Annotated in this window: 22 protein-coding genes and 1 tRNA gene; 16 read left to right on the top strand and 7 right to left on the bottom strand. The window is 51.1% G+C overall.

Features of this window, described 5'->3' with window-relative positions; all coding sequences use genetic code 11:
- Positions 1 to 366 precede the first annotated feature (366 nt).
- Positions 367 to 816: an L-alanine exporter AlaE gene (alaE, locus tag RYZ59_RS07055; protein ID WP_003037259.1), complete on the top strand. Its 450-nt coding sequence runs from the start codon at positions 367 to 369 to the stop codon at positions 814 to 816.
- Between the two features lie 36 nt (positions 817 to 852).
- Here the strand turns inward: alaE and RYZ59_RS07050 are convergent, their stop codons facing one another.
- Both RYZ59_RS07050 and RYZ59_RS07045 read right to left on the bottom strand, forming a co-directional pair.
- Positions 853 to 1203: a DUF2002 family protein gene (locus RYZ59_RS07050; RefSeq protein WP_005122944.1), complete on the bottom strand. Its 351-nt coding sequence runs from the start codon at positions 1201 to 1203 to the stop codon at positions 853 to 855.
- A gap of 123 nt (positions 1204 to 1326) precedes the next feature.
- Positions 1327 to 2661 carry a PLP-dependent aminotransferase family protein gene (locus RYZ59_RS07045; protein ID WP_318045774.1) on the bottom strand — a complete coding sequence of 445 codons (1335 nt, stop codon included), beginning with the start codon at positions 2659 to 2661 and terminating at the stop codon, positions 1327 to 1329.
- Positions 2662 to 2751: 90 nt separating this feature from the next.
- Here RYZ59_RS07045 and RYZ59_RS07040 point away from each other — a divergent pair, with 90 nt between their 5' ends.
- From RYZ59_RS07040 to RYZ59_RS06970, 15 genes are all read left to right on the top strand, one after another.
- On the top strand, positions 2752 to 3183 hold the full coding sequence (locus tag RYZ59_RS07040; protein WP_137383540.1) for a carboxymuconolactone decarboxylase family protein: 432 nt from the start codon (positions 2752 to 2754) through the stop codon (positions 3181 to 3183).
- A 278-nt stretch (positions 3184 to 3461) separates the two neighbouring features.
- Positions 3462 to 3707 (top strand): glutaredoxin-like protein NrdH, encoded by a 246-nt coding sequence (gene nrdH / locus RYZ59_RS07035; RefSeq protein ID WP_202037950.1) that lies wholly within the window; start codon positions 3462 to 3464, stop codon positions 3705 to 3707.
- Positions 3704 to 4114, top strand: a complete 411-nt coding sequence (gene nrdI / locus RYZ59_RS07030; RefSeq protein ID WP_202037949.1) for a class Ib ribonucleoside-diphosphate reductase assembly flavoprotein NrdI — start codon at positions 3704 to 3706, stop codon at positions 4112 to 4114. Before nrdH ends, nrdI begins: the two co-directional genes overlap by 4 nt.
- Positions 4087 to 6231 (top strand): class 1b ribonucleoside-diphosphate reductase subunit alpha, encoded by a 2145-nt coding sequence (gene nrdE, locus RYZ59_RS07025; protein WP_318045770.1) that lies wholly within the window; start codon positions 4087 to 4089, stop codon positions 6229 to 6231. Before nrdI ends, nrdE begins: the two co-directional genes overlap by 28 nt.
- Positions 6232 to 6241: 10 nt before the next feature.
- Entirely contained in the window at positions 6242 to 7201 is a 960-nt protein-coding gene (gene nrdF / locus RYZ59_RS07020) for a class 1b ribonucleoside-diphosphate reductase subunit beta (RefSeq protein WP_318045768.1), read from the top strand.
- A gap of 354 nt (positions 7202 to 7555) precedes the next feature.
- The gene (gene proV, locus RYZ59_RS07015; RefSeq protein ID WP_202037946.1) at positions 7556 to 8758 is read left to right on the top strand and encodes a glycine betaine/L-proline ABC transporter ATP-binding protein ProV; all 1203 of its coding nucleotides are present in this window, start codon (positions 7556 to 7558) and stop codon (positions 8756 to 8758) included.
- Positions 8751 to 9815 (top strand): glycine betaine/L-proline ABC transporter permease ProW, encoded by a 1065-nt coding sequence (proW, locus tag RYZ59_RS07010; protein ID WP_318045766.1) that lies wholly within the window; start codon positions 8751 to 8753, stop codon positions 9813 to 9815. Before proV ends, proW begins: the two co-directional genes overlap by 8 nt.
- 68 nt (positions 9816 to 9883) lie before the next feature.
- Positions 9884 to 10879, top strand: a complete 996-nt coding sequence (gene proX / locus RYZ59_RS07005) for a glycine betaine/L-proline ABC transporter substrate-binding protein ProX (RefSeq protein ID WP_318045764.1) — start codon at positions 9884 to 9886, stop codon at positions 10877 to 10879.
- A gap of 191 nt (positions 10880 to 11070) precedes the next feature.
- A complete protein-coding gene (locus RYZ59_RS07000; protein WP_318045763.1) occupies positions 11071 to 12255 on the top strand; it encodes an MFS transporter in 1185 nt (394 codons plus the stop codon).
- 122 nt (positions 12256 to 12377) lie between these two features.
- Positions 12378 to 13115 (top strand): AzlC family ABC transporter permease, encoded by a 738-nt coding sequence (locus tag RYZ59_RS06995; protein WP_137383531.1) that lies wholly within the window; start codon positions 12378 to 12380, stop codon positions 13113 to 13115.
- On the top strand, positions 13105 to 13440 hold the full coding sequence (gene ygaH, locus RYZ59_RS06990) for an L-valine transporter subunit YgaH (protein ID WP_137383530.1): 336 nt from the start codon (positions 13105 to 13107) through the stop codon (positions 13438 to 13440). Before RYZ59_RS06995 ends, ygaH begins: the two co-directional genes overlap by 11 nt.
- 90 nt (positions 13441 to 13530) lie before the next feature.
- A complete protein-coding gene (mprA, locus tag RYZ59_RS06985; RefSeq protein WP_005122929.1) occupies positions 13531 to 14061 on the top strand; it encodes a transcriptional repressor MprA in 531 nt (176 codons plus the stop codon).
- A gap of 129 nt (positions 14062 to 14190) precedes the next feature.
- A complete protein-coding gene (gene emrA, locus RYZ59_RS06980; protein ID WP_048213008.1) occupies positions 14191 to 15363 on the top strand; it encodes a multidrug efflux MFS transporter periplasmic adaptor subunit EmrA in 1173 nt (390 codons plus the stop codon).
- 16 nt (positions 15364 to 15379) lie between these two features.
- Positions 15380 to 16918, top strand: a complete 1539-nt coding sequence (gene emrB, locus RYZ59_RS06975; RefSeq protein ID WP_005122927.1) for a multidrug efflux MFS transporter permease subunit EmrB — start codon at positions 15380 to 15382, stop codon at positions 16916 to 16918.
- Positions 16919 to 17096: 178 nt separating this feature from the next.
- Complete coding sequence (locus RYZ59_RS06970; protein WP_318045762.1) at positions 17097 to 18410, top strand: pentapeptide repeat-containing protein; 1314 nt, start codon at positions 17097 to 17099, stop codon at positions 18408 to 18410.
- Between the two features lie 160 nt (positions 18411 to 18570).
- Here the strand turns inward: RYZ59_RS06970 and luxS are convergent, their stop codons facing one another.
- The 5 genes from luxS to RYZ59_RS06945 all read right to left on the bottom strand — a co-directional run bounded on the left by luxS (position 18571) and on the right by RYZ59_RS06945 (position 22078).
- On the bottom strand, positions 18571 to 19086 hold the full coding sequence (gene luxS, locus RYZ59_RS06965) for an S-ribosylhomocysteine lyase (protein ID WP_005130532.1): 516 nt from the start codon (positions 19084 to 19086) through the stop codon (positions 18571 to 18573).
- A gap of 149 nt (positions 19087 to 19235) precedes the next feature.
- Positions 19236 to 20795, bottom strand: coding sequence for a glutamate--cysteine ligase (gene gshA / locus RYZ59_RS06960; RefSeq protein WP_318045761.1), 1560 nt, complete (start codon positions 20793 to 20795; stop codon positions 19236 to 19238).
- 77 nt (positions 20796 to 20872) lie between these two features.
- Positions 20873 to 21301: a YqaA family protein gene (locus RYZ59_RS06955; protein ID WP_042313100.1), complete on the bottom strand. Its 429-nt coding sequence runs from the start codon at positions 21299 to 21301 to the stop codon at positions 20873 to 20875.
- Positions 21298 to 21864 (bottom strand): fructose-1-phosphate/6-phosphogluconate phosphatase, encoded by a 567-nt coding sequence (gene yqaB / locus RYZ59_RS06950; protein ID WP_040232255.1) that lies wholly within the window; start codon positions 21862 to 21864, stop codon positions 21298 to 21300. The genes RYZ59_RS06955 and yqaB overlap by 4 nt, the downstream gene beginning before the upstream one ends.
- A 137-nt stretch (positions 21865 to 22001) precedes the next feature.
- A tRNA-Arg gene (locus tag RYZ59_RS06945) sits at positions 22002 to 22078 on the bottom strand.
- Positions 22079 to 22186: the final 108 nt, after the last annotated feature.

Genomic DNA, 22186 nt, shown 5'->3' with positions numbered 1-22186 from the left:
TAGACTTCGGGATATCTCACTGCCGCACCAGATAAACCAATACAGGCATCGCGCAGGCGTTGCGGTAGATATGCGCAATATTCGTCAACATTCAAAAAGGAGCGCAAAAAGTTCAGAAAAACAAGTCAAAATAACATATTGATTTTTAATGATTTTAATTTGCATGACAACGAAAATGCCAAAACGAACAAAAAACAAACCACCACAGAGCATTTTATCGACAAAAAGGCAATAAATAAAAATTTTAAGCTAGTTGCTAGTTATTATGTAGGCAGATATCCTATTAAAACGCGAAAGCGACAAGACAAATCACTAGCAACAAAGGTATTGAAAACCTTTTTTCCCCTTTTTACAAGGAGCATTAACATGTTCTCTCCGCAGTCACGCTTGCGTCATGCTGTAGCAGACACGTTCGCGATGGTTGTTTATTGTTCTGTCGTGAACATGTTGATCGAGATATTCCTTTCAGGAATGAGCTTCGAACAGTCACTGTATTCCAGACTGGTCGCTATCCCCGTCAACATCCTGATCGCCTGGCCATACGGTATGTACCGCGATTTGTTTATGCGTGCGGCACGCAAAGCCACGCAGGCAGGATGGGCAAAAAATCTGGCGGATGTGCTGGCCTATGTCACGTTCCAGTCACCGGTGTATGTGATTATTCTGCTGACGGTTGGCGCTGACTGGCACCAGATCACGGCTGCGGTAAGCTCCAACATCGTGGTCTCAATGCTGATGGGTGCAGTATATGGTTACTTCCTTGATTATTGCCGCCGCCTGTTTAAGGTCAGCAGCTACCACCAGGCTAAAGCATAAAACATCTCATCGCGACTGGCACCGCCAGTCGCGTTATCAGTTTGAACTCACGTCGCCAAACAACCCATTCAAATAACGTTCCAGCGCGATACGCGAGCTAAAGCCGTGTGGAATACCATAATGTTCATGAGTATCGCCGGCTAAATAAAGCGGGAATTGCTGATAGTGATCGCAGGTTTTAATATCCGTGGCCGGTTCTGCCAGTGAAGAACTACGCTCTTTTAGCGTGGGATGAATCACCAATGCGGTACGTCCCATCCGCGCTTCACGGTTTACATATACATAATTCTCGCCACGTCGATAACCGTATGTTTTCTGTGTGACTACATCAACGGTAAAGCCCACTTTTTCAAGTACGCGCGCCACCTCATCAGGTCGTAAATACATATTATTTTCCTCGTTATCTTTTACTGCGGGCTTACCTTACCTGATTCAGCATTAGCAACGCTTTCAGAAAAGTCCATAAACGAGTGCAGACGGTGAGATGAATATCTTAAGAACAACGCAAATTTATGTCAGCGCCAACCGGAGTTGATATGCAGCCTGCTGCGCTATTTCCGCCGATCGGATATTGGTAAATGACAGTAATATTCCCCCCTTACCTGTTGAGGTGACGCGCCACCGGCTTAAGGCCTGAACCGCCAGTCCGGCCTGATTCGCTTTGCGTACTAACGCAGTGTCATCCCCCGCCACGGCGATCACCAGTTGGATCCCGCCCTCTTGTGGCAACACGCTAAAACCCTGCTCTGTCAGGGCGCTTTCCATCCATTGACGCCGTTGGGCATAATGCTGTCGCATACGTTTTAAGTGTCGCCAGAAGTGGCCGTCTCGCATAAAATCCGCCAGCGTTTGCTGCCATAAAACCGGAACGCTACAGGCCGTTAGCGCCGCCTGTTGGCGAAAATGTGCGACCTGAGTCAGCGGAACCACCAGCCAGGCGGTGCGTAAAGCGGGAAACAACGATTTACTGAACGTACCCGCATAAATCACCCGCTGCGGCGCATCCAGACTTTTAAGCGGTGGTAACGGTTTGCCGTGGTAACGAAACTCACTGTCGTAGTCATCTTCGATTACCCACGCCTGTGCGCGATCGGCCCATTCCAGCAACTGGTGACGGCGGGCCAGAGAAAGCGCCACGCCCAGTGGGCTTTGGTGTGCAGGTGTCAGCAAGACAAAACGCGCCTGTGGGTAGTGGCGGATCCCCGCGCTGACATCAAGGCCATCGGCATCAACCGCTACAGGCATCAGCTCAACGCGTTCCTGGGTGACCACGGGCCGAATCAATGGAAAGCCGGGATCTTCGACCCACATCCCCTCGCCGGGTGTGGCCAGCGCGCGCAGGATCAACATCATTGACGCCGCATAACCCGACGTAATAAAAACCTGCTCCGGAAGACATTCAATGCTGCGTGACACTCGCAGGTAATCGACTATCGCCTGGCGTAACAGCAGTTCACCGCAAACATCCCCCACCGCAAGATCAAAACGTGTTTGGGTACGCAAACGTCGACCCATGACCCGTGCCCAGATATCGCGCGGAAAAAGATCGAGAGCAGGCAATCCCATCTGAAAAAGCTGTGGTGTGCTGTGTTCTCCGGCGAATACGGCAGGGGTTGCGGACGAGGTTTCCAGTCGCAATTGCTCGCTGACAAAGGTTCCCGCCTGCCCGCGTCGCGCAAGCCAGCCCTGTGCCACCAGCTCAGCATAAGCGTTTTCTACCGTCGAACGTGAAACCCCCAGCTCCTGGGACCAGGTTCGGCTGGAGGGTAATCTTGTGCCAGGCTTAAGATCGCCCTTCTCAATAGCGGTTTTTAACTGACGGGCAATTTGCTGGTAGCGCGACATTTATGGTCTGCTTTTTAAGTAAAAATATGGCTCTCTTTAGCAGACCATTATAGTGCTACATTGCAGGTCATCCAAATGAGGAGCAATACCATGACAATGTTACGCCAGCCCTATTACGAACTCAGTCCTGAAGTCTATAACGCCCTGGTTCAGGCAAGCAAAGCGCTGGAAAACTGCGCACTGGAACCCACGCTGACGGAACTGATTTACCTGCGGGTTTCACAAATCAACGGCTGCGCATTTTGCCTTGAAATGCACAGCAAAGCGCTGCGCAAAGCTGGTGTGGAACAAGCCCGTCTGGATGCGCTGGCGGGTTGGCGGGTGAGCCACCATTTCAGCGAACGGGAACGTGCCGCACTGGCATGGGCCGAGTCCGTCACTCATGTCGCCAGCAGCCATGCCGAAGACGATGTTTATCTGCCACTGCTTGACCATTTTAGCGCCAAAGAAATAAGCGACCTGACCTTCGCAATCAGCCTGATGAACTGCTTTAACCGCCTCGCAGTGGGTATGCGTATGTAATTTTGTGCCGCCGGATGGCGGCATAAATGCCTTCTCCGGCCTGGGATGCGCTCTCCTGTAGGCCGGATAAGACGCGACGCGTCGCCATCCGGCAACCTGTTATAATCCATATCCCATTCCCGTCCCGCTCATCACCCAGGGTATCATCAACCTAAAATTCCCATATCTTGTATGGTTGAATCTTCTTTCATCTACATCTAGTATCTTCTCTATCAGCACGCACACAAGCCGATGTCCATTATGCATCGCTCATTTACCCTTAAATGGAAATACGAATCATGAGTATTATTATTTACACTCGTAATAACTGTGTTCAGTGCCACGCCACCAAACGGGCGATGGAAAGCCGTGGTTTTGACTTTGAGATGGTGAATGTCGATTTGCAGCCTGAACTGGCAGATACCCTGCGCGAGCAAGGTTTTCGTCAGTTGCCTGTCGTAGTGGCAGGCGAAACCCGTTGGTCAGGATTTCGCCCGGACATGATCAATCGCCTGCGCCCGGAACCACGCGTGGTCAGCGCATGACGACGCTCGTCTACTTCTCCAGCAGCTCCGAGAATACGCACCGCTTTATGCTGCGTCTGGCGCTGCCCGCCATCCGCATCCCGCTTAATGAACGCGAGCGGATCCAGGTAGACGAGCCTTACATTTTAATCGTGCCGTCTTACGGCGGCGGCGGTACGGCAGGCGCCGTCCCGCGTCAGGTGATCCGCTTTTTAAACGATCCTCATAACCGGGCATTAATCCGTGGCGTGATCGCCTCCGGCAACCGCAATTTCGGCGAGGCCTATGGGCGTGCGGGTGAGGTCGTCTCACAAAAATGCGGCGTGCCATGGCTCTATCGTTTTGAGCTGATGGGTACGCAAAGCGATATCGAAAACGTTCGAAAAGGAGTGAGCGAATTTTGGCAACGACAACCGCAGAACGCGTAATCCAGCCCGCGCTGGATTATCACGCCCTGAACGCCATGCTAAATCTGTACGATAAAGCCGGGCGGATTCAGTTCGATAAAGATCATCAGGCGGTGGAAGCTTTTTTGGCTACCCACGTCCGCCCTCACTCGGCGGTCTTTGCCAGTCAGCAGGAACGCCTGGACACGCTGATTCGTGAAGGCTATTACGACGAAAGCGTTTTAGCCCGCTACGATCGCGCGTTCGTGGTGCAGCTGTTTGCCCACGCCCATGCCAGCGGATTCCGCTTTCAGACCTTCCTCGGTGCATGGAAGTATTACACCAGCTATACGCTGAAAACCTTTGACGGCAAACGCTACCTTGAAGATTTTGAGGATCGCGTGACGATGGTGGCACTCACCCTGGCACAGGGTGACGAGGCGCTCGCCATGCAGCTTACTGATGAAATGCTCTCCGGTCGTTTTCAACCCGCCACACCAACCTTCTTAAACTGCGGCAAACAGCAGCGTGGCGAACTGGTTTCCTGCTTCCTGCTACGCATTGAAGACAACATGGAGTCCATCGGCCGGGCGGTTAACTCAGCGCTGCAGCTTTCCAAACGCGGCGGCGGCGTGGCATTTTTACTCTCAAACCTGCGCGAGGCAGGAGCGCCTATTAAGCGTATTGAAAACCAGTCTTCCGGCGTGATCCCGATAATGAAAATGCTGGAAGATGCGTTTTCTTATGCTAATCAGTTGGGCGCACGTCAGGGCGCTGGTGCGGTGTATTTGCACGCGCATCATCCCGATATTTTGCGTTTTCTCGATACCAAACGTGAAAATGCCGATGAAAAAATCCGCATTAAAACGCTCTCGCTTGGCGTGGAGATCCCGGATATCACCTTCCGTCTGGCCAAAGAAAATGCGCAGATGGCGCTGTTTTCACCGTATGACGTAGAACGCCTTTACGGCACAGCATTCGGTGATATCGCGGTGAGCGAACGCTATGACGAACTGGTTGCCGACGCGCGCGTGCGCAAAAAATACATTAGTGCCCGCGACTTCTTCCAGCGACTGGCAGAGATCCAGTTCGAGTCTGGCTACCCCTACATTATGTTTGAAGATACGGTGAATCGTGCGAATCCGATTGCCGGTCGTATCAATATGAGCAACCTGTGCTCGGAGATTTTGCAGGTCAACAGTCCATCAACCTATGATGAGGCACTGGGCTATACGCAGGTAGGGCATGATATTTCCTGCAATCTTGGCTCGCTGAACATTGCTCATACCATGGATTCACCTGACTTTGCCCGGACCGTTGAAACAGCCGTGCGCGGCTTAACCGCCGTCTCGGACATGAGTCATATCCGCAGCGTTCCTTCCATTGAAGCCGGGAACAGCGCGTCACACGCCATTGGTCTCGGACAGATGAACCTGCATGGTTATCTGGCGCGGGAAGGCATCGCCTACGGTTCCCCCGAAGGGCTGGATTTCACCAATCTTTATTTTTACACCATCACCTGGCATGCGCTGAATACGTCAATGAAACTGGCCCGTGAACGCGGTACATCTTTTGCCGGATTTAGTCAGTCACGCTATGCCAACGGCGAGTACTTTACCCAGTATCTGCAGGGAGACTGGCAGCCAAAAACAGAGAAAGTCCGCGCACTGTTTGCCACAAGCGGCATTACGTTGCCAACCCGGGAGATGTGGCAGCAACTGCGGGATGATGTGATGCGCTACGGCATCTATAACCAGAATTTACAGGCCGTTCCGCCGACCGGCTCAATCTCCTATATCAACCACGCGACCTCAAGCATTCACCCGATTGTATCGAAAGTGGAAATTCGTAAAGAGGGTAAAACAGGGCGCGTTTACTACCCTGCCCCGTTTATGACCAACGAGAATTTGGCCCTGTATCAGGATGCCTACGAGATTGGCCCACAAAAGATCATTGATACCTATGCCGAGGCGACACGGCATGTCGATCAGGGACTCTCACTGACGCTTTTTTTCCCCGATACCGCTACCACCCGAGATATCAACAAGGCACAGATCTACGCCTGGCGTAAGGGGATCAAATCGTTGTACTACATCCGGTTACGCCAGTTGGCGCTGGAAGGAACCGAAATTGAGGGTTGCGTGTCATGCGCACTGTAAGGAGAACAGAATGAAACTATCTCGCGTCAGCGCCATCAACTGGAACAAGATTGCAGATGATAAAGACCTTGAGGTATGGAATCGCCTGACCAGTAACTTCTGGCTACCGGAAAAAGTTCCGCTATCCAATGATATTCCGGCATGGCAAACGTTGAGCGCTGCCGAGCAGCAGCTCACTATCCGCGTATTTACCGGCCTGACGCTGCTCGACACGATTCAGAATATCGCCGGCGCCCCCGCGCTGATGGCGGATTCAATCACGCCACATGAAGAGGCGGTACTGTCGAATATCAGCTTTATGGAAGCCGTGCACGCACGTTCCTACAGTTCTATTTTTTCCACGCTTTGTCAGACCAAAGATGTGGATGCGGCTTACCTCTGGAGTGAGGAAAATTCTCCGCTCCAGCACAAGGCACAGATAATTCTGACGCATTACGCCAGCGAAGAGCCGCTGAAAAAGAAAATAGCCAGCGTATTTCTGGAATCCTTCCTGTTCTATTCCGGCTTCTGGCTACCGATGTATTTCTCCAGCCGCGGCAAGCTGACGAATACCGCTGACCTTATCCGCCTGATCATTCGTGACGAAGCAGTTCATGGTTATTACATTGGCTATAAATACCAAAAAGGTCTGGAGCACGTTTCACCCTCTACGCGTGACGCGCTACAGAATTATGCCCTCGATCTGTTGATGGAATTATATGACAACGAAGTTCGTTATACGGAGGAACTGTATGCGCAAACCCCGTGGGTGGAAGATGTCAAAGCCTTTCTCTGCTACAACGCCAATAAGGCGCTAATGAATTTAGGTTATGAGGCCCTGTTCCCGGCAGAAATGGCGGATGTGAACCCGGAAATCCTCGCAGCGCTCTCACCCAACGCAGACGAAAACCACGATTTCTTCTCCGGTTCAGGGTCATCTTATGTGATGGGTAAAGCCGTCGAAACAGAAGATGACGACTGGAATTTTTAACGTTTCCTTACGCGGAAAATACCTTACATTTTTCGCGTTAATATTTTAACGAGATCACATTTTTATCACACAAATAGGATTGGGTGATCTACACTCAATATCAGTCGCAATATTCGCCTGTATTTCAACAATTCAGGCGCATTTTCAGTGTCATTTACAAAAAATATCCCTCAAGGCTCATCCGCGCTCAGCCCTTATATCATGGGAAATCCCGCCATCTGACGTTTGGCAATATTCATGCCACAAACAAATTCAGGGTTGTCTCAGATTCTCAGTATGTTAGGGTAGAAAAAGGTCACTATTTCCATCAGGTAATATATCGATATAAACAAATAACAGGAATCATTCTATTGCATGGCAATTAAATTAGAAGTTAAAAATCTCTATAAGATATTTGGCGAGCATCCCCAGAGAGCGTTCAAATATATTGAAAAAGGACTTTCAAAAGAGCAAATTCTGGATAAAACAGGGCTATCGCTTGGCGTTAAAGACGCCAGTCTGGCCATTGAAGAAGGCGAGATATTTGTCATCATGGGATTATCCGGTTCGGGTAAATCCACAATGGTACGCCTTCTCAATCGCCTGATTGAACCCACCCGCGGACAGGTATTGATCGACGGCGTAGACATTGCCCGAATCTCCGATGCTGAACTTCGCGAGGTGCGCAGAAAAAAGATTGCGATGGTGTTCCAGTCCTTTGCCCTGATGCCGCATATGACGGTGTTGGACAATACGGCATTCGGCATGGAATTAGCCGGTGTTGGCGCGGATGAACGTCGAGAAAAAGCGTTAGATGCGCTACGTCAGGTTGGTCTGGAGAATTATGCGCACGGCTACCCGGATGAACTTTCCGGGGGAATGCGCCAGCGCGTGGGTCTCGCCCGCGCATTGGCCATCAATCCCGATATCTTATTAATGGATGAAGCCTTCTCTGCGCTCGATCCGTTAATTCGCACCGAGATGCAGGATGAGCTGGTAAAACTACAGGCGAAACATCAGCGTACCGTGGTCTTTATTTCCCACGATCTTGATGAAGCGATGCGTATTGGCGACAGAATTGCCATTATGCAAAACGGTGAAGTGGTCCAGGTCGGTACACCGGATGAAATCCTGAATAATCCGGCGAATGATTATGTGCGCACCTTCTTCCGTGGCGTAGATATTAGCCAGGTCTTTAGCGCTAAAGATATATCCCGCCGTAGCCCTGAAGGGCTAATTCGTAAAACGCCAGGCGTCGGCCCCCGTTCGGCCCTGCAATTACTGCAGGACAAAGATCGCGAATATGGTTACGTGATTGAACGCGGCAATAAATTCGTCGGCGTGGTGTCGATCGATTCATTAAAAACAGCGTTAAGCCAGGCGCAAGGTATTGATGCGGCATTAATCAACGAGCCGCTAGCCGTGGATGCACAAACTCCTCTTAGCGAGTTACTTTCTCATGTCGGTCAGGCCCCGTGCGCGGTGCCGGTTGTCGATGAGGAACACCAGTATGTGGGCATTATTTCAAAACGCATGCTGCTACAGGCTTTAGATCGCGAGGGGGCAAACAATGGCTGATCAAACCAATCCGTGGGATACCACACCGGCGGCCGACAGCGCCGCGCAATCTGCTGATGCCTGGGGGACGCCTTCAGGCGCACCTGCCGACGGCGCCAGCACAGACTGGCTGACCAGTGCATCGGCACCGGCACCAGAGCATTTCAATATTATGGATCCATTCCATAAAACGCTGATCCCGCTGGATAGCTGGGTCACCGAAGGGATCGATTGGGTGGTCACCCATTTCCGTCCTGTCTTCCAGGGCATTCGTGTCCCGGTGGATTACATACTCAATGGCTTTCAGCAACTCCTGCTGGGTATGCCTGCGCCAGTGGCTATTATCCTGTTTGCCCTGATTGCCTGGCAAATTTCCGGTATCGGAATGGGCGCCGCCACGCTGATTTCACTGATTGCTATCGGTGCTATCGGTGCCTGGTCGCAGGCCATGATCACCCTGGCGCTGGTACTAACCGCGTTGCTGTTCTGCGTGGTGATCGGCCTGCCAATGGGGATCTGGCTGGCGCGCAGCCCGCGTGCGGCGAAGATTGTCCGACCACTGCTGGATGCCATGCAGACCACCCCCGCGTTCGTCTATCTGGTGCCGATCGTCATGCTGTTCGGTATTGGCAACGTCCCCGGCGTAGTGGTGACAATTATCTTCGCCCTGCCACCCATCGTGCGTCTGACCATTCTAGGGATTAATCAGGTCCCAGCCGATCTGATTGAAGCTTCGCGCTCATTTGGCGCCAGCCCGCGTCAGATGCTGTTTAAAGTGCAGTTGCCGCTGGCGATGCCCACCATTATGGCAGGGGTGAACCAGACGCTGATGCTAGCACTCTCCATGGTGGTTATCGCGTCGATGATCGCCGTCGGTGGCTTGGGTCAGATGGTTCTGCGCGGTATCGGTCGTCTGGACATGGGTCTGGCTACCGTTGGTGGTGTGGGGATCGTGATCCTCGCCATCATTCTCGACCGCCTGACGCAGGCCGTGGGCCGCGACTCGCGTAGCCGAGGTAACCGTCGCTGGTACACCACCGGTCCGGTTGGGTTCCTCACCCGCCCTTTCACTAAGTAGTTCACTCGTTGCCCGGTGACGCATTGCTTACCGGGCCTATACGTCCCTCCAATAATTAAGGAACAACGATGCGACATACCGTCCTTTTTGCCACAGCGTTTGCCACCCTTGTCTCCACCAGCACTTTCGCTGCCGACCTGCCGGGCAAAGGCATCACCGTACAGCCAATCCAGAGCACTATCTCTGAAGAATCCTTCCAGACGCAGTTAGTTAGCCGTGCGCTGGAGAAATTGGGTTACACCGTAAATAAGACAAGCGAAGTCGATTACAACGTCGGCTATACCTCTATTGCCTCTGGCGATGCGACGTTTACCGCCGTGAACTGGCAGCCGCTGCATGATGATATGTACGCCGCAGCCGGCGGAGATAAAAAATTCTATCGCGAGGGGGTATTCGTAACAGGCGCGGCTCAGGGTTATCTGATCGATAAGAAAACCGCTGAGCAGTACAAAATCACCAATATTGCCCAGCTAAAAGATCCGAAGATCGCCAAAATCTTTGACACCAACGGTGACGGTAAAGCCGATATGATGGGCTGTTCGCCGGGCTGGGGTTGTGAAGCAGTGATTAACCACCAGAACAAAGCGTTCGATCTGGAAAAAACAGTCGAGGTCAGCCACGGTAACTATGCGGCGATGATGGCTGACACCATTACCCGCTTTAAAGAAGGCAAACCGATCCTGTACTACACCTGGACACCGTACTGGGTCAGTGACGTGATGAAACCGGGCAAAGATGTCGTCTGGCTGCAGGTCCCGTTCTCTTCTCTGCCCGGTGAACAGAAAAATATCGATACCAAACTGCCGAACGGCGCGAACTATGGCTTCCCGGTAAACACCATGCACATTGTCGCAAACAAGGCCTGGGCGGAGAAAAATCCGGCGGCGGCGAAACTGTTTGCCATCATGAAATTGCCACTGGCAGATATCAACGCGCAGAACGCAATGATGCATGATGGTAAAGCCTCAGAAGCTGACGTTCAGGGCCACGTTGATGGCTGGATCAAAGCCCACCAGCAGCAGTTCGACGGCTGGGTAAAAGAAGCGCTGGCTGCGCAGAAATAACCCACTCGTAGGCCTGATAAGCATAGCGCTCTCAGGCCCAGTAACCCCACCAATGCCGGATGGCGGCGCGATGCGCCTTATCCGGCCTACACCCCCTTCCCACACCGCACAATCCATCACCCAACAAATCAGCAACATTTAATCACTTCCGTTATGATTGTTTTCTGCAACCCATTATTCAGTTGAAAACAATGACCAAACCCACTCACGGGCTTAGCCCGGCACTGATTGTTTTAATGTCTGTGGCGACCGGCCTCGCCGTTGCCAGTAACTATTACGCCCAGCCGCTGCTCGACACCATCGCGCGAAACTTTTCGCTGTCGGCCAGTACTGCGGGCTTTATCGTCACTGCAGCACAGCTTGGCTACGCTGCGGGGCTCCTGTTTCTGGTACCACTTGGCGACATGTTTGAACGCCGGATGCTGATTGTCTCGATGACACTGTTAGCCGCAGGCGGCATGTTGATTACTGCCAGCAGTCAGTCGCTGGGGATGCTGATCCTCGGCACTGCGCTAACCGGGTTGTTCTCAGTTGTCGCACAGATCCTGGTTCCGCTGGCGGCGACGCTTGCCACGCCAGACAAACGCGGTAAAGTCGTTGGTACGATTATGAGCGGCCTGTTGCTGGGGATTTTGCTGGCGCGAACGGTTGCTGGGTTGCTGGCGAATCTCGGCGGCTGGCGCACCGTGTTTTGGGTGGCCTCAGTATTGATGGCGCTGATGGCGATTGCCCTGTGGCGTGGTTTGCCGAAGATGAAATCAGAGACCCATCTTAACTACCCGCAGCTATTGGGTTCCGTGTTTAGCCTGTTTATCCACGATAAATTACTCCGCACCCGCGCGATGCTGGGCTGCCTGACCTTTGCCAACTTCAGTATCCTCTGGACATCGATGGCATTTTTACTCGCCGCACCACCGTTTAACTATTCAGAAGGCATGATTGGCCTGTTCGGCCTGGCCGGGGCTGCCGGTGCGTTAGGCGCTCGTCCGGCGGGCGGTTTTGCCGATAAGGGTAAATCACACCTCACGACTAGCGCAGGCCTGCTGCTACTGTTGCTCTCCTGGCTGGCTATCTGGCTCGGACATACATCAGTGCCGATGCTGATTATCGGTATCCTGGTACTGGATCTGACCGTTCAGGGGGTACATATCACCAACCAGACCGTTATCTATCGCATTCACCCGGACGCACGTAATCGTCTGACTGCCGGGTACATGACCAGCTATTTCATTGGTGGTGCGGCAGGTTCGCTGATTTCAGCGTCAGCCTGGCAGCATGCCGGCTGGGCTGGCGTTTGTCTGGCAGGTGTGACCGTTGCCGTACTCAATCTACTGGTCTGGTGGCGAGGTTTTCACCGCCAGGAAGCCGTAAATTAGGCGTATAACGTCCGTTTACCTTTGATTGGGCTCCTCAGGGTGTTAAGGAGCCCATCAGTCTGCTAAGGTTATAACGTATTGAGCCAGGTTATTTTAATTTCGGTAATGAAGCCTATAATCCTATGGAAAGCCCTGTTCCCCAGTCTGAATTCCGTTCTGCAACGTTAACTGAAGGATTCAAAGACAGTCTACCGATAGTTATCAGTTATATTCCGGTCGCATTTGCATTTGGTATGAATGCGACTCGCCTGGGCTTTACTCCCGTTGAAAGCGTTTTTTTCTCCTGCATCATTTACGCCGGCGCCAGCCAGTTTGTCATCACAACCATGCTCGCCGCAGGCAGCTCACTGTGGGTCGCGGCTCTGACCGTCATGGCGATGGATGTTCGCCACGTTTTGTACGGCCCTTCTCTGCGTAGCCGTATCGCCCGACAGCTGAGCAAACCTAAAAGCGCGCTATGGGCCTTTGGCCTCACCGACGAAGTCTTTGCCGCAGCAACGGCGAAGCTGGTGCGGGATAACCGCCGCTGGAGTGAAAACTGGATGATCGGCATCGCGCTATGCTCCTGGGCTTCCTGGGTTCTTGGCACGGTTATCGGCGCATTTTCCGGCACTGGCTTACTGAAGGGTTTCCCGGCGGTAGAAGCGGCGCTGGGGTTTATGCTCCCGGCGCTGTTTATGAGTTTTCTGCTGGCCTCTTTCCAGCGTCAGCAAACGCTATGCGTCACGGCGGCATTAGCCGGTGCGCTGGCTGGCGTGACGCTGTTTTCCATTCCGGCAGCCATCCTGGCAGGCATAGCCTGCGGATGCCTGACCGCGCTCATTCAGTCGTTCTGGCAGGGAGGTCCTGATGAGCTATGAGGTTCTGCTGCTCGGTCTGCTGGTCGGCTGCGTCAATTACTGTTTTCGCTATTTGCCACTGCGTCTGCGAATGGGGAATGTGCGCCCGACAAAGCGCGGAGCCACTGGAATATTACTCGACACCATCGGTATTGCATCAATTTGCGCCCTGCTGGTGGTGTCTACCGCGCCAGAAGTGATGCACGACGCCCGTCGTTTTGTGCCTACGCTGGTGGGGTTTGTGGTACTGGGTGCAAGCTTCTATAAGACCCGCAGCATCATCATTCCGACTTTACTGAGTGCTCTGGGCTATGGATTAGCCTGGAAAATGCTGTTTGTCTCATAGATTAAAATAATCATTTTAAATAAATAATACATTTACTTTATTTGTCACTGTCGTTACTATATCGGCTGAAATTAATGAGGTTATACCCAAATGGATAGTTCGTTTACGCCCATTGAACAAATGCTAAAATTTCGCGCCAGCCGCTACGAAGAGTTCCCTTATCAGGAAGTGCTTCTGACCCGTCTTTGCATGCATATGCAGGGCAAGCTGCTGGAAAACCGCAATAAGATGCTGAAAGCTCAAGGGATTAACGAGACGTTGTTTATGGCGTTGATTACGCTGGAGTCTCAGGAAAACCACAGTATTCAGCCTTCTGAACTGAGCTGCGCACTTGGCTCGTCACGAACTAACGCCACCCGCATCGCGGATGAGTTAGAAAAGCGCGGCTGGATTGAGCGTCGCGAAAGCGATAACGATCGCCGCTGTCTGCATCTGCAATTGACCGAAAAAGGCCATGCTTTTTTGCAGGAGGTATTACCGCCTCAGCATAACTGCCTTCATCAGCTTTGGTCATCTCTCAGCACCACCGAAAAAGATCAACTTGAGCACATCACCCGTAAACTTCTGACCCGTCTTGATCAGATGGAGCAGGATGGCGCGGTATTAGAAGCGCTGCGCTAACGCGCTGACTCGCTCAGAAATCCAGATTTATAAATGAAAAACCGACAGGCCAGCACGCACAGTGCTGGCCTTTCTGATAAACAGGTCGGCTCCAGCCGATGTGAAAAAAATAAGATCGTGGAGAACAACATGAGCGCAAATGCGGAGACTCAAACCCCGCAGCAACCGGTCAAGAAGAATGGCAAACGTAAAAGTATGCTGCTGCTTCTGACCTTGCTCTTTATTATCATTGCCGTGGCATATGGGATTTATTGGTTTTTAGTACTGCGTCATATCGAAGAGACAGACGATGCGTACGTGGCAGGGAACCAGGTTCAAATTATGGCGCAGGTATCAGGCAGCGTGACGAAAGTCTGGGCTGATAACACTGACTTTGTAAAACAGGGCGATGTCCTGGTCACTCTCGATCAGACAGATGCCAAACAGGCATTTGAAAAGGCCAAAACTGCGCTGGCGTCCAGCGTGCGCCAGACGCACCAGTTGATGATCAACAGCAAGCAGCTGCAGGCAAGCATTGAAGTACAGAGAACCGCGCTGGCCCAGGCACAAAGCGACTTTAATCGCCGTGTCCCGCTGGGTAACGCCAACCTGATTGGCCGCGAAGAACTGCAACATGCCCGCGATGCCGTCGCCAGCGCTCAGGCTCAGCTTGATGTCGCAATCCAACAATATAATGCGAACCAGGCAATGATTCTGGGTAGCAAGCTGGAAGATCAACCCGCTGTACAACAGGCCGCCACCGAAGTGCGTAATGCCTGGCTGGCGCTGGAACGTACTAAAATTGTCAGCCCGATGACCGGCTATGTTTCCCGTCGTGCCGTGCAGCCTGGCGCGCAAATTAGCCCGACTACGCCGCTGATGGCGGTTGTTCCGGCCACTAATCTGTGGGTGGATGCCAACTTCAAAGAAACACAGCTGGCGCACATGCGTATTGGCCAACCGGCGACCGTTATCAGTGATATTTACGGCGATGATGTGAAATACACCGGGAAAGTCGTCGGCCTGGATATGGGTACGGGCAGCGCTTTCTCCCTGCTTCCGGCGCAAAACGCGACCGGTAACTGGATCAAAGTCGTCCAGCGTTTGCCGGTACGTATCGAGCTGGATGCGCAGCAGCTGGCACAACATCCACTGCGTATTGGTTTATCGACACTGGTTACGGTAGATACCGCTAATCGTGACGGGCAGATCCTGGCAAGTCAGGTCCGCACGACGCCAGTATCTGAAAGTAATGCACGTGAAATCAACCTTGATCCGGTCAATAAGATGATCGAAGAGATCGTGCAGGCCAACGCGGGCTAATTCAAAGGTGCGTGTGATGCAACAGCAAAAACCGCTGGAAGGCGCGCAGCTCGTCATTATGACGATTGCGCTGTCCCTGGCGACATTCATGCAGGTGCTGGACTCCACCATTGCTAACGTGGCGATCCCCACTATCGCCGGGAACCTCGGCTCTTCACTGAGCCAGGGAACCTGGGTGATCACCTCATTCGGGGTGGCGAATGCTATCTCTATTCCGATCACCGGCTGGCTGGCAAAGCGCGTTGGCGAAGTAAGACTCTTCATGTGGTCAACTATCGCCTTCGTCATTGCCTCATGGGCATGTGGGATGTCCACCAGCCTGAACATGCTGATTTTCTTCCGCGTCATTCAGGGGATTGTCGCCGGTCCGTTAATCCCGCTCTCGCAAAGCCTGTTACTGAATAACTATCCTCCCGCCAAACGCTCCATTGCCCTCGCGCTCTGGTCGATGACGGTGATTGTTGCCCCGATCTGTGGCCCCATTCTTGGGGGCTATATCAGCGATAACTATCACTGGGGCTGGATATTTTTCATCAACGTGCCAATCGGTGCTGTAGTGGTATTGATGACGCTGCAAACCCTGCGCGGTCGGGAAACCAAAACCGAGCAGCGGCGTATCGACGCCATTGGTCTGGCGCTACTGGTCATTGGTATCGGCAGTTTGCAGATTATGCTCGACCGCGGCAAAGAATTGGACTGGTTCGCCTCGCAGGAAATTATCATCCTGACGGTTGTCGCCGTGGTGGCAATCAGCTTCCTCATCGTCTGGGAGCTTACCGACGAGCACCCCATTGTCGATCTCTCGCTGTTTAAGTCGCGAAACTTTACCATCGGCTGTCTGTGTATCAGTCTGGCCTATATGCTCTACTTCGGCGCAATCGTCCTGTTGCCGCAGCTATTGCAGGAGGTGTATGGATATACGGCAACCTGGGCGGGTCTGGCGTCTGCGCCGGTTGGGGTGATTCCAGTGATCCTGTCGCCGATTATCGGCCGTTTCGCACACAAGCTGGATATGCGTCGGCTGGTCACGTTCAGCTTCATCATGTATGCCGTCTGTTTCTACTGGCGTGCGTGGACGTTCGAACCCGGTATGGACTTTGGCGCATCGGCCTGGCCGCAGTTTATTCAGGGCTTCGCGGTGGCCTGTTTCTTTATGCCATTGACCACCATCACGCTATCGGGTTTACCGCCTGAACGAATGGCGGCAGCATCGAGCCTGTCTAACTTTACGCGAACGCTGGCGGGTTCTATTGGTACATCGATCACCACGACGATGTGGACTAGCCGTGAGTCGCTACACCATGCACAGTTAACGGAGTCCGTTAACCCCTACAACCCCAACGCACAGGCTATGTATGACCAACTGCAGGGATTGGGGATGAGCAAGGAACAAGCCTCTGGCTGGCTGGCCCAGCAGATAACCAATCAAGGGCTGATCATTTCCGCCAACGAAATCTTCTGGATGTCGGCGGGGATCTTCCTGGTGCTGCTTGGTCTGGTATGGTTTGCCAAACCGCCATTCGGTGCAGGCAGTGGCGGCGGCGGCGCGCACTAATAGCGATTCGTCGGTACTGAGAATCAAAACCCAATATAGATATTGAATCTATATTGGGTCCAATTCATTGACATATTCAATATAAATTAATGCCAAACCGGAGCAATTTTTGATATTTTTCGTTGTCTCTTAGTCAGAGAATCACCTTAGCGATAAACCAATCAATAAGGAGATACCAATGGACAACATTAATGCTTTCGCGCAAAAACATCTGGATATTCTGGTAAGCGCTGCAATGAGCCCAGATAATAAGATATTGCATAATGAAGCAACTAAACTGCATGGCGTAGTCGAGTGTCTGAAGTACATTTTTACTTTTGGAATTAAGGACTCAGGGGAGAAACGTCTTAAGTCTGTCATCAATAGTCTCTCGCGCTCTCTGGCTTCAGAGGGTATGTCCCCGCGAAAAACACTGAACAGTATTATTGATAAACCCGGTATTTCTATTAGATTCACTATTGATAAGTCAGAAAAATCGCTACAAGGTGAATATGAATTATGTATAAATAAGAACACGGATGGAGCATACTCACTGAACATTAGTGAAGAAAACGTATCTGAACCATTAGAATTACAATTAAGTGAAGCGCAGTTCACATCAGGGGCTAGATATCTTAGTACCATATATTTTCTGGATGAACATAACCTATCAGAAGCCGAACAAAAATATATTGATTCTGGATACCTCGATCTATCAGGGGAAGATTTAAGCGAACTTGATATGAGCGATTTGGATTTGAGTAATGCTGACCTTTCTCTGGCAAATCTAACCGGAACAAATCTAACAACTGAACAACTACTTGATACTAATTTAATACGTAACAATTTTAGCGAAGATAATCAGCTTGAGGCAGCAGAAAAGTTGAATGAGATAATGTTGTTGGAAAAAAATATCTTCAGTAAATATAATAAATTATTCGAATCCATTAAGAATATAGCTAAACCAGAGTGTCAACAATTGTTTAGTAAAACATTGATTGAAGAAGATTCGAACATGATGGTTTCATATTCAATCGCAGGAAACATTATTGCTAATGAATCAATATTACATTATACCATGCAGAAATTTTCAGAAGCAGGAATGGGTAATTTAAAGCAGATTAACGACAAATTATCAAAACTCTTTTTTGAACAACCTGCTGTATATAAAAATATCATTCCTGCCAAATCAAGCCTTAGAAAAATAACAACACTAGATGAATGGCGTGAAGCCTCACAATCTGGTTACTTTGATGCAGAAAAAATGGCACTACTTTCGCAAGGACTCCGTACGACCACAGAATACAAGAATTTCATCAAGGATCTAAAAGATGATCTGAAATCATTGAATATCACTAGCCAAGAGAGTTATTTTAAAATATCGGACGAATGTGATGTTCTGATCGGAAAATATGACTATAGCACCAATTTCGGCGCAGAAACCTTAGGGCACTACACCTCTTTTTATAGAGAATTTGGCAAATTAATTGATGTTATTTTTAATAAAAGATAAAGGTAAAATTCAATAGCGATTACAACTACATTCTGACGATATAATTTAAAGGTGCAATAACCACGCGCATTGATCAAAAAAAGCCAATTCAGATGAACTGGCTTTTTTATGCCTGACATTTGGTGACCCGATAGCACGATGCTTAGCAGGCCCGCCCAGACTAAATATGCAGTTCCTGCAGCTTGTCTTTTGGCAGCGCCAGCTCTTCATTGCTGTTAACGCGGACATCTCGTTCCAGAATATGACGGGCAATGTCCTGCGCTTCGCTGAGCGAGTGCATCTGATACGTACCGCACTGGTAGACGTTCAGTTCCGGGATCTGATTCTGATCCTGCACTTTCAACACATCTGCCATTGCCGCTTTCCAGGCATCAGCTACGCGTTGTTCGTCCGGCGTTCCAATCAGGCTCATGTAGAAACCGGTACGGCAACCCATTGGCGAAATATCGATAATCTCAACGCCGTTACCGTTGAGGTGGTTACGCATAAAACCAGCAAACAGGTGTTCCAGCGTATGAATACCTTTCTCAGGCATCACTTCTTTGTTCGGAATGCAGAAACGCAGATCAAACACGGTGATAGCGTCGCCATGCGGGGTGTTCATCGTTTTTGCAACCCGGACTGCAGGAGCTTCCATCCGGGTGTGATCGACAGTAAAACTATCTAACAACGGCATTTAGCCACCTCCGATAAATTTTTTTAAAATATTCTGAACTCTTTGTTCCGGGGCGAGTCTGAGTATATGAAAGACGCGCATTTGTTATCATCATCCCTGTTTTCAGAGATGAAATTTTGGCCACTCCCGAGTGGCCTTTTTCTTTTGTATCAGGCGTGCTTTTCCAGCCACACGCCAAACGGCTCAGTATCTGCCGCTTCAATCTCCTGCTGACGGCGCCTGGAAGCCGCACTTTCAGCAATAAATTCTTCTTCCTGCAGCAGTTCCAACGGTTCTTCGCGCAGCAGGTTACGGTAGGCTTCACCCAACGCTTTACCCGTTCCGCCAATACCTGTATCAATCATAGACCGCAGGATCCGCGCTGAGAATGTCAGCTCAGGATTATCAAAGCAGGCAACCAGTTCGTCACAGACTTTTTGATATTCCTCTCCCCCGTGAATGCTGTCCAGCGTTTGTGCCACACGTTTCAGATCACGGAACAGATCTTTACCCACTTTGGGCAGCGGGAACTGAGCCGTTTCACAACCAATACCTAACGTCAGACCTGGCTTGCGCCCTTCCAGAATAACGCGATTCCAGTTAGTACGCGTACACAGCAGCTCGTCGCTACTCATTTCCGGCGCATCAGCCAGAACGCACCAAACCATGAACAAATCGAGGAAGCGCACCTGCTGTTCATCTACGCCGATTGGCGAGAATGGGTTGATGTCGAGTGAACGCACTTCGATGTACTCAATGCCGCCGCGTAGAAGCGCATCAGACGGCGTTTCACCGCTGCGAGTCACGCGTTTCGGACGAATTGGCGCATACAGTTCATTTTCGATCTGCAAAACGTTGCTGTTGATTTGCAGGCGCTTACCGTCTTTCTCCAGACCGATCGCCGCGTATTCTTCTGAAGGCGTTTTAATCGCGCGCTTCAATCCTGCCACATACTCATGCAAATCGTTAAACGTAATTCCGAGATTGCTTTGCGACTTATTGGTATAACCCAGGTCACTCAGACGCAGCGACGTGGCATAAGGCAGGTAATACATACCACAATCGGTTTTTTCAAACGGCAGCATTGTCGGCTTTCCTTGCAGGAAGGAGGAACAAATTGCGGGTGAGGCGCCAAACAGATACGGGATCACCCAACCGAAACGGTAGTAGTTGCGGATCAGACGGAAATACCCTGCTGACACTTTTTCTTTAGCGTCTTCATCGCCATCTGTTACGCCACATTTCGCCTGCCAGAAAGCCATCGGCAGCGAGAAGTTGTAGTGTACGCCGGAGATAGTCTGCATCAACGCGCCGTAACGGTTTTTGAGGCCTTCACGGTAAAGGGTTTTCAGACGACCGATATTCGACGTGCCGTACTGCGCCAGCTCGATATCCTGACCTTCGGCAATATAGCAAGGCATGCTCAGCGGCCACATACGCTCATCGCCAAGATTCCTGGCGGTATAGCGATGCAGATCGCGCATGAACGTGAGCATTTTGTGAATGTCATCGCCCGGTGGAGTAATAAACTCCAGCAGCGTTTCGGCAAAGTCAGTGGTTATCCATTTATGCGTTAGCGCTGAACCTAACACTTCAGGATGGCCTGTCGTTGCCAATGAACCATCAGCATTAACACGCAGCGTTTCGCGTTCGAGCCCGCGTTGAATCCCCTCTAACGCATGAGGATGTTTTTCCAGCCAGGCCAGCGCCTGTGATACGTCCGGGATCAAATTGACCTCCCGCCTGTCAAAATCGTTTTAATTAGCATAATGGTATTGGTCACCCTGAAGGTTATTCCACAACACAATTAGTGCCACCACATAATGCCTTGCGTCGTAACCGCCGCGACCACAACATAGCGCAGCGCTTTGCCAAGGCATAAGAAAAAGAGAACTGGGCCCCACGAGATGCGCATCCATCCCGCTAACAAGCACAGTAAATCACCCACAACCGGCATCCAGCTTAATAATAGTGTGACAGCGCCATAGCGCCTCAGCCAGCCAGTGGCTTTCTCTTGCCAGCGCGATGTTTTACGCAACGGAAAGAAACGCCCAAGGATAACGTTAGTTAACCCTCCAAGGCTATTACCCATTGTTGCTGTTAAAACTAAGACCCAGGGATGACTCGCTCCAGAAACCAGTAAGGCAACTAAAACAACTTCAGAATTTCCAGGTAATAGCGTGGCGCTGAGAAAGCTGCTGGCAAACAGTGAGAGGAGCGACAGTCCATCACTCACAGTAACCGAACATCCACGGCATCCATTCCTGCCGCACGCGCTGCCTGTAACCCAAAATCGGCATCTTCAAACACAACGCAGCGAGCCGGAACGACGCCCATACGCTCAGCACATAACAAGAAGGTATCAGGAGCCGGTTTATGGCGCTGTACGTGATCGGCCGCCACCACGGCATCAAAATAACGACGCAGCCCAAGGTGAGTAAGCAGAGCTTCTGCAATGGCACTTTCGCTCCCTGTGCCTACTGACATAGGACGGCGACCATACCAGGCTTTCACAACATCGACCAACGGTAAAGGCTGGACGCTATCCAGCAGCATGCTTTTAACCTTATCGGTTTTTTCACGCGCCAGTGCATGGGGGTCAAGATCGGCATGGTTCAGTTCAATCACCGATTGGGCAATACGCCACGTTGGGGAACCGTTGAGAGCGACCATAGCCTGCTCATCAAAACGTAGCCCATAGCGTCCTAATACCTCATGCCACGCTTTACGGTGCGTAGGTTCGGTATCCAGGATGGTACCATCCATATCAAAAATTAAACCTGCATAACGTTCGTACATCGTCTTCTCACAAGCCGATTAACCAGACGTTATTTTATCGTAATTGATTGATTTTGTCGCTGACAGCGAATTGAGGATTGTTCAGGGAAGACAAGGAAATAATTCAGGGGGAGGTAAGAAAACAATTCAGGAGAAGATGGTGCATCCGGGAGGATTCGAACCTCCGACCGCTCGGTTCGTAGCCGAGTACTCTATCCAGCTGAGCTACGGATGCATCGGTGAAACTAGATTGGAGAAAACAAGAGATGGTGCATCCGGGAGGATTCGAACCTCCGACCGCTCGGTTCGTAGCCGAGTACTCTATCCAGCTGAGCTACGGATG

Origin of the sequence: Citrobacter sp. HN-141, from assembly GCF_033341895.1 — a bacterium.
Classification (GTDB): domain Bacteria; phylum Pseudomonadota; class Gammaproteobacteria; order Enterobacterales; family Enterobacteriaceae; genus Citrobacter.
This window is presented reverse-complemented; position numbering and strand designations above follow the sequence as displayed.